Here is an 8,854-nt window from a genome sequence, read left to right on the forward strand (position 1 = left end):
AGTCCAGGGAGCGACGGGTGCCGTCCGGCAGCAAGGCAGACCATCCTGTAGCCGGCACCAGGGCGGTGGCCAGGCAACCAGTGCCGATTCTTTTAATAAATTGTCGTCGACTGCATCTACCCATGTTTATCTCCGCAATTCAGCATATTGGAAGTGTTTCGGTCGTCAATCCAAATTGTCGGAAATAAAAGCAAAAATCATACCTGAATGCTGCAATGCGCCGAGGATTAAGCGACCAGGCCACCAAAAACATTCTAAACTATTCATATTATTTGCTATTTTGAATTCTCATTTTTGTTATATGGCCGATTGATTATGGCGGGGATTTGTGGCTGTGGCGAACACATATTGTCAACCGGTTGACGAAAAACGGGACATTAAACAATCCGCTGGAAATGCTTTTCCAGATCTGTAAGGCGCCATTGGATCCAGATGGGTCTGCCGTGGGGGCAGTGCGAGGGGTTGTCGCAGGCATCCAGCTGTTCCAGCATGGCCTGGATCTGCGTATCCGTAAGTTGCTGGTTAGCGCGGATCGCATTGTGACAGGCCATGACCATGAGGCATTCATCCAAAATGGTTTCCATTTCGGCACGCACACCGACTTCCGCTGTTTTTTCTACGAGTTGGGTAACCAACCCCGAAATACCAGCGCTGTCAAGCAGTGTGGGCACGGCCTTGACCACGAAGGTGTTCCCGCCAAATGGCTCGATCTCAAGCCCGAATCGGTCCAGTTCCGGAGCCAGCTTTTCCAGGATCTGGGTTTCGCGGAATCCCAGGTCGATGGTTTCGGGAAGCAGCAGGCGCTGGGCGGCGGGTCGGTGCGCCTTGGACTGGCGCTTGAGCTGTTCAAAAACGATCCGTTCGTGGGCCGCATGTTGATCGATAAGCATCAACCCGTCATGGGATTGGCAGATGATATAGGTGCCCTTGTACTGGCCGATGACGGTCAGGTCGGCAAAAAACCGCTGTTTCCAGAGCGGCTTCTGGTGGGCCAGCTTACCGTTGCGAGCCGTCGGGTCGATCGGCGGTGCCGCGGTGTCAACGGGTTCTGCAGCCGGCAACGGCTTCTGCATGTCGTCTGCCCCGGCCGCGCAGGACGTCGAAGCTGCTGTCCGGTCCGCTGCAACACCCACCTGGGGCCCCTGATGGTCATGCGTGGGCGGCATGTTGTATTCGGCGTGCGGCTCGGAAATGGTTGCCGACCCCCGAGGCAATTCGGCAATTCTGGGCTGATTCGTTCTCCACCGGGTAGGATCGGATTGCCTGAGCGCGTCGGCCACGGCATCGCGCATGGTGTCGTGAACCAGTTTCTGGCGGACAAAACGGATTTCGTGCTTGGTGGGGTGAACATTGACGTCCACCTGGTCGAAGGGGACCTTTAAAAACAGCACCGACACCGGGTACTGCCCCTTCATCAATCGCCCGGTATAACCGGCGAACAGGGCGTGCTGAATCACCCGGTCCTTGACCCAGCGACCGTTGACGAACAGATAGATACCGCGGGCGGTGGACCGGTTTATACGCGGGGAGGCGATCCACCCGCTGATGTCGATATCCGCGGTGACCCGCTCAACCGTATACAGCTCCTTCTTGATGGCCGTCCCAAGGACATCGGCCACCCGATCCATGGGTTCTGCGGCCGGGGCCCAGCTTTTCACAATCCGATTGTTGTGCGACAGCCGGAATTGAACGGTCGGCCGGCACAGCGCCATGCTGGCAATGGTGTCTGCGATGTGACCCATCTCCGTGTCGATGCTTTTCAAAAACTTACGCCGGGCCGGGATGTTGTAGAAGAGGCCGGCGACGGAGATCAGGGTGCCGGGAGGGGCTCCCACGTCGGAGACTTTATTGATCCGCCCCCCCGCCACCTCAATCTGGGTACCTACATCGGCGCTGGTTTCCCGCGTAACGAGGGTGAACCGGGAGACCGAGGCGATGCTGGGCAGCGCCTCTCCCCGGAAACCCAGGGTGCTTATGGCAAACAGGTCCGGATCGGCAGCTATCTTGCTGGTCGCATATCGCTCCAGACAGAGCAGGGCATCATCCCGGCCCATGCCTTGTCCGTTGTCCGATACACGGATGAGCTTCCGCCCGCCCTGTTCAATTTCCACGATGATCCGGGTGCTGCCGGCATCGATGGAATTTTCGACCAGCTCCTTGACCACCGAAGCCGGACGCGCCACCACTTCTCCGGCGGCGATTTTATTGGACAGGATTTCCGGAAGGATTCTGATTCTGGACATCTAAGCGCTCTGATGTGTATTCAAAAAGGGTAGATTGTGGTTCAGATCAAGGCCGCAGCGTTTTGAAAACCGCAGGCGTAGAAGCGCTAGGTCGAGGACTTGCCAACCGTGAGAACGCAGCGCTGGGCCACAAGACGCCCTTGATTGGATGGACACTACTTGGCAATCTCCTTGAAACTGCGCGCCAGATACTCCGCCTCCATGGGGGTCAGGTTGAACCTCAGGCAAGCCGCGTCGATGAGTTGCTGCCGGCTTTTGGGTGACCCGGCCTTTTTTTCTTCGGATATCCACTGGACTGCTTTTCTCAGGCTTTCGCCTTCGGGTTGTATGGTCATGGAAACCTTCCCTGACGGTTCCGTTAAAATCCGATATCTGCGTGACGCTTCACCCCTCGTCACTGCGGCGTACGATAAGTACGCCTCATTCCTTAGGGATTCGCAAGCCTTGATCTCGGACTTTTTACGAAACCGTCTGATTGGAACCGTTAAGACTTCATTTTCCTGTAACGATTTGGATTTTAATTTTAATCCTGTCGACGTCGGCGGCAATGCCGTCTCCTGATTATCTATGCATCACGGAATGCGTAGATGGTTGTTATAGCTCAGACCTCGGTCACAAGGGCGGCTTCTTATCCGAGATGTTCGCCGCCTTTTCGAACTGCCTGGCAATTTTAAAAAGCATCGGTTCGTTAAAATGGCGACCCATGATCTGCAGACCGATGGGCAGACCGTCGTCCGAGAAACCGCAGGGGACCGAAATCCCCGGGATGCCGGCCAGGTTGGCGGACAGGGTGAAAATATCCGACAGATACATGGTCAGCGGATCGTCAAGGGTTGTGCCGATGGGGTATGCCGGTGTGGGTGCCACCGGGGAGACAATCGCATCGCAGGATGCAAAGGCCGATTGAAAATCGTTCTTAATCAGCGTGCGAATCTGGGAAGCTTTGCCGTAGTATGCATCGTAGTAACCGGCGGACAGGGCATAGGTCCCTAAGATGATGCGACGCTGCACTTCCGGACCAAATCCTTGTGACCGGGTGCTGCGGTACATCTGAAGCAGATCGGCCTGGGACTTGTCGCGGAAACCGTATTTCACGCCATCGTAGCGGGCCAGATTGGAGCTGGCCTCACTGGGGGCAATCACGTAGTAGGCAGCCACGGCATATTCGGTATGGGGCAGCGAGACCTCGATACATTTGGCACCTAAAGATTCGATCGCTTCAACCGCCTGTTCAATCGCCGCTCCCACTTGGGGATCCAGTCCTTGAGCGGTGCTGTATTCTTTGGGAATGCCCACGACCACATCCGACAGCCCGTCGGTGTCAATGTCGGAAAATACTGGAACCGGTTCGGGGACGGAGGTCGAATCGTTGGGGTCGTAGCCGGCGATGGCGTCCAACATGATGGCACAGTCGGTCACGGTTTTACCCAACGGACCGATCTGGTCCAACGAAGAGGCAAAAGCCACCAGCCCAAAACGGGATACCCTGCCGTAGGTCGGTTTGATCCCTACCACGCCGCAGTGGGAGGCGGGTTGGCGGATGGAACCGCCGGTGTCCGAGCCCAGGGCACCCAGGCACATGTCGGCCGCCACAGCCGCAGCCGAACCGCCGCTGGACCCCCCGGGGATGCGCTCCAGATTCCAGGGGTTGCGGGTCGTCTGAAAACCGGAATGCTCGGTGGTGGAGCCCATGGCGAACTCGTCCATGTTGAGCTTGCCCACGATCACCGCGCCGACCTTTTTCAATCGGGAAATGACGGTGGCGTCGTATGGCGGGATAAAATTTCCAAGCATCTTCGATGCACAGGTCGTGCGAAGGCCTTGGGTGCAGATCAGATCCTTGATGCCCATTGGGATGCCGGTCAGGGTTGGCGTGCCGCCCTTGGCCAGGCGACAGTCCGCCGCTTCGGCCTGGGCCATGGCGCCGTCGGCATCGACGGTCAGAAAGGCACCGATCCTGCCATCGACTGTTTCGATGCGATCGAGGACGGCCCGGGTCAGCTCCACGGAGGCAATGTCTTTATTCTTCAACAGGCCACTGGCCTGTTCGATGGTCAACTCATGCAGTTTCATGGCATCGGTTCCTTGCGGCGTCAGAGTATCTTGGGCACCACAAAGGCACCGTCTTCCTTTTCCGGGGCATTGGCCAGGGACGCCTGTGGGCCCAGATGGTCCTGCGCTTCGTCCTCCCTGAACGCATTGGTCAGGGTGATGGCGTGGGAGGTGGCAGGGACCCCGAAGGTGTCCACCTGATTCAAGGTATCCACATAATCGAGAATGGTGCCAATCTGGTCGGCCATCCGGTCGACGTCCGCTTCGGCGATGTCCAGCCGGGCCAGGTGGGCGACGTGCAGGACTTCCTTTGGGGATATTTTCATTTTTGCCCTCTCGGCATCAGTCCATGTTGGAATCGGTTAGGGCTATCGTGCAACCAGAATGGGTTTTTTCTTATTTCGGGTCAACCGCTGCATGTCCGCTGTCGCCTGTTCACGGTCCGTGTAGCGGCCCACCCGAACCCGAAACCAGACCCCTTGACCGGGGATGACAATTCTCGACACGTAGGCAGGATACCCGTCCTTTTTCAGATTTGCAACGATTCGCTCGGCAGCTGTCCCGTCCTTCAGGGAGGCCACCTGAATGGTCAGTTTACCCGTAGCTTCAACAGCCGCCGGCGGGGACGACGGCGCTTTATCGAGCGTTGGTTGCTCAGGGACCTTGGATCTCTTGGCCCTGGTGACGGTTCGCGACTTGTGGGGCGGCAGAACCGTGGCGCGGAATGAGGGTTCAGCCGTCGGCACCGCTGGCGCGGGAATCTGAACGGCGGTGTCCAGCCCATCTTTTTTCAGAGCTTCGTAAAACTCCAGGGGCGCTTTTTCATCTTCTCCCCGGATGGCTTTTTCTACCGCTTCCCGCTCTTTTTTCATCATGGCGTCACGCAGGGCGGCAAGCTCTTCCTGCAGCGCCTGGGTGTCGAAATGCACCGGAGCCGTTCCCCGTCCAACCAGCACGCCAAGTACGAACATCCATGCCGCAACGAAAAAGACCAGCAGATATCGCCCCCAGGCGATCCGGCGTTTTGACGCGGTGGCTTTGCCCTTAGTCACAGGTTTGTTCCGTAGGCGTTCACAGTTCGACGTTCACCGTTCTGGGTTTGCTATTTTTCATTGATCTTGCTCATCGCCTTAAACGCTTAAAGATGAAACCTCGAATCACAGCGTGAGTACTTCTGGCATGCAGTCATTCATCAGATCGCGTTTTTTAAAATGGTCTCTTTGGTTGAGGTTTGCAGTGCACACCGAACCCTTGACGCCTACATGGCGTCCGGCGCCGACACACCCAGCAATGCCAGTCCGTTTCGGATCACTTTTTGAACGGCCGAGATCAGGTAAAGCCTGGCCCGGGTCAACTTCAAATCGTCTTCATGCAACACCCGATGCCGGTTGTAATAGGTGTGGAAGGCGGCGGCCAGGGTCATCAGGTAGTAGGTGATGCGGTGAGGCTCCATTAACGCCCCGGCAGTTTCGACGGTTTCCGGATAGCGGGCCAGGGCCTTGATCAGTGAAATGTCTTCCGGCGTTTCAAGGGCCGACAGATCCGAGGGCCTAAATCCGTCGACGTCAAGCCTGTCGCGCTCAGCCTTGCGATGGATGCTCGAAATGCGTGCATGAACATATTGGACGTAATACACGGGGTTGTCGTTGGTCTTCTGTTTGGCCAGTTCCAGATCGAAGTCCAGGGAGCTCTCATAGTGGCGGGTCAGAAAGATAAACCGCGCTGCATCCCGGCCAACCTCCTTGACCACGTCGGCCAGGGTGACGAACTCACCGGCCCGTGTAGACATGGCCACGGGTTGGCCGGCCCGCAGCAGGTTAACCAGTTGCACCAGCAAAACGTCAAACTGGCCGCGTTCGTATCCGGATGCCTCCACGGCGGCTTTCATACGCGGGATGTAGCCGTGGTGGTCGGCTCCCCACACGTCGATCACTTTTTGAAACCCGCGTTCAAACTTGTCCTTGTGATAGGCGATGTCCGACGCAAAATAAGTCGTCTGGCCGTTCTGGCGAACCACCACGCGGTCCTTTTCGTCTCCGTAGTCGCTGGTCTTGAACCACAGGGCACCGTCTTTCTCGTAGATCAACCCCTTCTCCTGAAAATTGCGGATATCCCCTGCCACCTTACCCGAATCGTAGAGGCTCTGCTCCGAAAACCATCGGTCGAAGGTCACCCCGAAATCCACCAGGTCGGCACGCATTCCTGCGGTGATTTTCTCCGCCGCATACCGGGCGCAGGGCATGATGGCCTCCGCCTCGCTTTTGTCGAAAAGCGCCCGACCCTCCCGCTCCAGCAGTTCCCCGGCCAGGTCCCGGATGTAATCACCCTGGTAGCAGGTGTCGGGGAAATCTACAGTTTCGCCCAGCATCTCCTTCCCCCGCAGGTAGACTGACATGCCCAGGGTCTGAATCTGTCGGCCGGAATCGTTGATGTAGTACTCTTTTTGTACATCAAATCCGCAGAAAGAGAGAATGTTGGCAGTGCTGTCCCCCACGGCGCCGCCCCGGCCGTGGCCCACGTGAAGGGGGCCGGTGGGGTTGGAGCTGACGAATTCGATCTGGATGCGGGTCCCCTTACCCAGGTCGCAGCGGCCATACTGGTCGTCCTGTTCGTGAATGGCGGCCAACACCGGGTACCAGGCGGACGGGCGAATGAAAAAGTTAATAAACCCCGGCCCGGCAATTTCCGTACGGTCGATGATGCCCTTTTTGTCATCCAGATGACCAATGAGCGTTTCGGCGATTTTTCGCGGTGACATGCGCTGGGTCTTGGCCATCTGCATGGCCATGTTGGTCGACAAGTCGCCGTGGCTGTCGGCCTTGGGTTCTTCCAGCACCACCTCACAAAAATCGGACGAAGGGAAGATGCCTTTTGCGTGAGCGGCATTGGCTGCCGCCAGAATAGTTTCCTTGAGCGCGTTCTTCATGAATGCATTCCTGACGACTGATTGATTGGGACGGGTCAGTCGATGCGGGTTGGTCAAGTTGATGGTTGCCGTCATCCGGCAACGGCGTCTGCCGCCGGGCACACACCTTTTTCGATAAAGTCCAGTTCATAAAGAGTTTTCCGATTCAAGTCAAGAAGGTTAACCCCGACTGCAGGATGCTTGCACGGGGTGTTTTAACAGGCAAAAACCCATTGGCTGCGGAAACCCGTGGCAACCAATGTCACATGAAGGATCAGGCCCCTTATTGCACACCAACCTGCCTGCCATTTGGTGGCGGGCGAGCCGGGTGTGGCCTTTTCCCTTGCATATCCACCATTTCCAACGTATTTTATTTGTCTGCTGGACACTGCAACACACTGGTTTGGATTCTGGCACGGCCAAAAGGTTTATAATCATTATGAATGTGAGTATCTGCAAGCAGCGGCAGAAGCTTGCCGTTGATGTTGATGCGGTGTGCCGTCTGATCATCGCCACCCAGCTTCCTTCAGGGGAGATCCCCTGGTCAACGGGAGAAAAAACCGACCCCTGGGATCATGTGGAGGCAACCATGGGGTTGATGGTGGGGGGATATCTGGAACAGGCTCGGCAGGCCTTTTATTGGCTGCGTAGCATGCAGCTGGCCGACGGCAGCTGGTTTGCCGCCTATCGAAACGGTATCGTCGAAGACCGGACCCGTGAAACCAACATGAGTGCCTACGTCGCCGTGGGTGTGTTTCACTACTGGCTGATCACCGGTGATCGCCCTTTTCTGGAATCCATGTGGGACACGGTGCGGCGAGCCATTGACTTTGCCATCGGCCATCAGCGAGCCAACGGTGAAATCTGCTGGGCGGTCAGCCCCCAGGGCAAGGTGGACCCCATGGCCCTGCTCACCGGATCCAGCTCTATTTACATGAGCCTGAAATGCGCCATGGCCATCGCCGACAAGCTGGGCATCGCGACCATTCCCTGGGCCGCTGCCTGCAAGCGTCTCGGAGATGCGATCCGCCATCGGCCATACCTGTTCAACATGACCAAATCCCGATTTTCCATGGACTGGTTCTATCCGGTGCTGTGCGGCGCCGTTACCGGTGAAATGGCCGGTGGACGCATCAAGCGCCAGTGGAAAAAATTCGTGGTGGAGGGCTTGGGGGTTCGCTGTGTTTCCGACCAACCCTGGGTAACGGTCGCGGAAAGCTCCGAATTGGTGCTGACCCTTGCCGCCATGGGGGATACGGAAAAGGCGCTCATCCTATTCAACTGGCTGTCGGAGCACGTATTCGATGACGGCTCATTCTGGTGTGGGTTCACCTTTCCGGACATGACCCGGTGGCCCGAAGAAAAAATAACCTGGACCAATGCGGTGGTGCTGCTGGCAGCCGACGCCCTGTTCAATCTCACCCCCGGAGGACAGCTGTTTAGCCATGCCTGGTGGGCTGAATCCGGATATCCCGGCTGACGGCCGGCCACCCGGCGCATGGATTGCTTAGGGGAGTCCCCAATATTTGATGAACCCGTAAAAAGTCGAGATGTCCTCTTTTTTGTCATCCCCGCGAAGGCGGGGATCATTAAGTTTCAGACAGTTATGGACTCCCGCCTTCGCGGGAGTGACACCACTTGTGACTTTTTACGG

At 57.1% G+C, this 8,854-nt stretch carries 8 protein-coding genes; 1 reads left to right on the forward strand and 7 read right to left on the reverse strand.

The window, feature by feature from the left end; translation table 11 throughout:
- The 7 genes from ABYV26_RS14960 to argS form a co-directional block, all read right to left on the reverse strand.
- Window positions 1-124 (reverse strand): twin-arginine translocation signal domain-containing protein (locus ABYV26_RS14960; RefSeq protein ID WP_372682165.1); only part of this gene is annotated, 124 nt, incomplete at its 3' end.
- 253 nt (window positions 125-377) lie between these two features.
- Window positions 378-2,243, reverse strand: a complete 1,866-nt coding sequence (mutL, locus tag ABYV26_RS14965) for a DNA mismatch repair endonuclease MutL (protein WP_372682158.1) — start codon at window positions 2,241-2,243, stop codon at window positions 378-380.
- Window positions 2,244-2,398: 155 nt separating this feature from the next.
- On the reverse strand, window positions 2,399-2,578 hold the full coding sequence (locus ABYV26_RS14970; RefSeq protein ID WP_372682159.1) for a hypothetical protein: 180 nt from the start codon (window positions 2,576-2,578) through the stop codon (window positions 2,399-2,401).
- A gap of 277 nt (window positions 2,579-2,855) precedes the next feature.
- On the reverse strand, window positions 2,856-4,316 hold the full coding sequence (gene gatA, locus ABYV26_RS14975; protein WP_372682160.1) for an Asp-tRNA(Asn)/Glu-tRNA(Gln) amidotransferase subunit GatA: 1,461 nt from the start codon (window positions 4,314-4,316) through the stop codon (window positions 2,856-2,858).
- Window positions 4,317-4,336: 20 nt separating this feature from the next.
- Window positions 4,337-4,621, reverse strand: a complete 285-nt coding sequence (gatC, locus tag ABYV26_RS14980) for an Asp-tRNA(Asn)/Glu-tRNA(Gln) amidotransferase subunit GatC (protein ID WP_372682161.1) — start codon at window positions 4,619-4,621, stop codon at window positions 4,337-4,339.
- A 42-nt stretch (window positions 4,622-4,663) separates the two neighbouring features.
- Window positions 4,664-5,347, reverse strand: a complete 684-nt coding sequence (locus ABYV26_RS14985) for an SPOR domain-containing protein (protein WP_372682162.1) — start codon at window positions 5,345-5,347, stop codon at window positions 4,664-4,666.
- A gap of 206 nt (window positions 5,348-5,553) precedes the next feature.
- The gene (gene argS, locus ABYV26_RS14990; protein ID WP_372682163.1) at window positions 5,554-7,221 is read right to left on the reverse strand and encodes an arginine--tRNA ligase; all 1,668 of its coding nucleotides are present in this window, start codon (window positions 7,219-7,221) and stop codon (window positions 5,554-5,556) included.
- Between the two features lie 418 nt (window positions 7,222-7,639).
- Between argS and ABYV26_RS14995 the strand changes: the two genes are divergently transcribed.
- Window positions 7,640-8,680, forward strand: coding sequence for a phenyltransferase domain-containing protein (locus tag ABYV26_RS14995; RefSeq protein ID WP_372682164.1), 1,041 nt, complete (start codon window positions 7,640-7,642; stop codon window positions 8,678-8,680).
- The last annotated feature ends 174 nt before the right edge of the window (window positions 8,681-8,854 follow it).

It is taken from the genome of Desulfosarcina sp. (assembly GCF_041551955.1).
In the GTDB taxonomy this organism is placed as follows: Bacteria; Desulfobacterota; Desulfobacteria; order Desulfobacterales; family Desulfosarcinaceae; genus Desulfosarcina.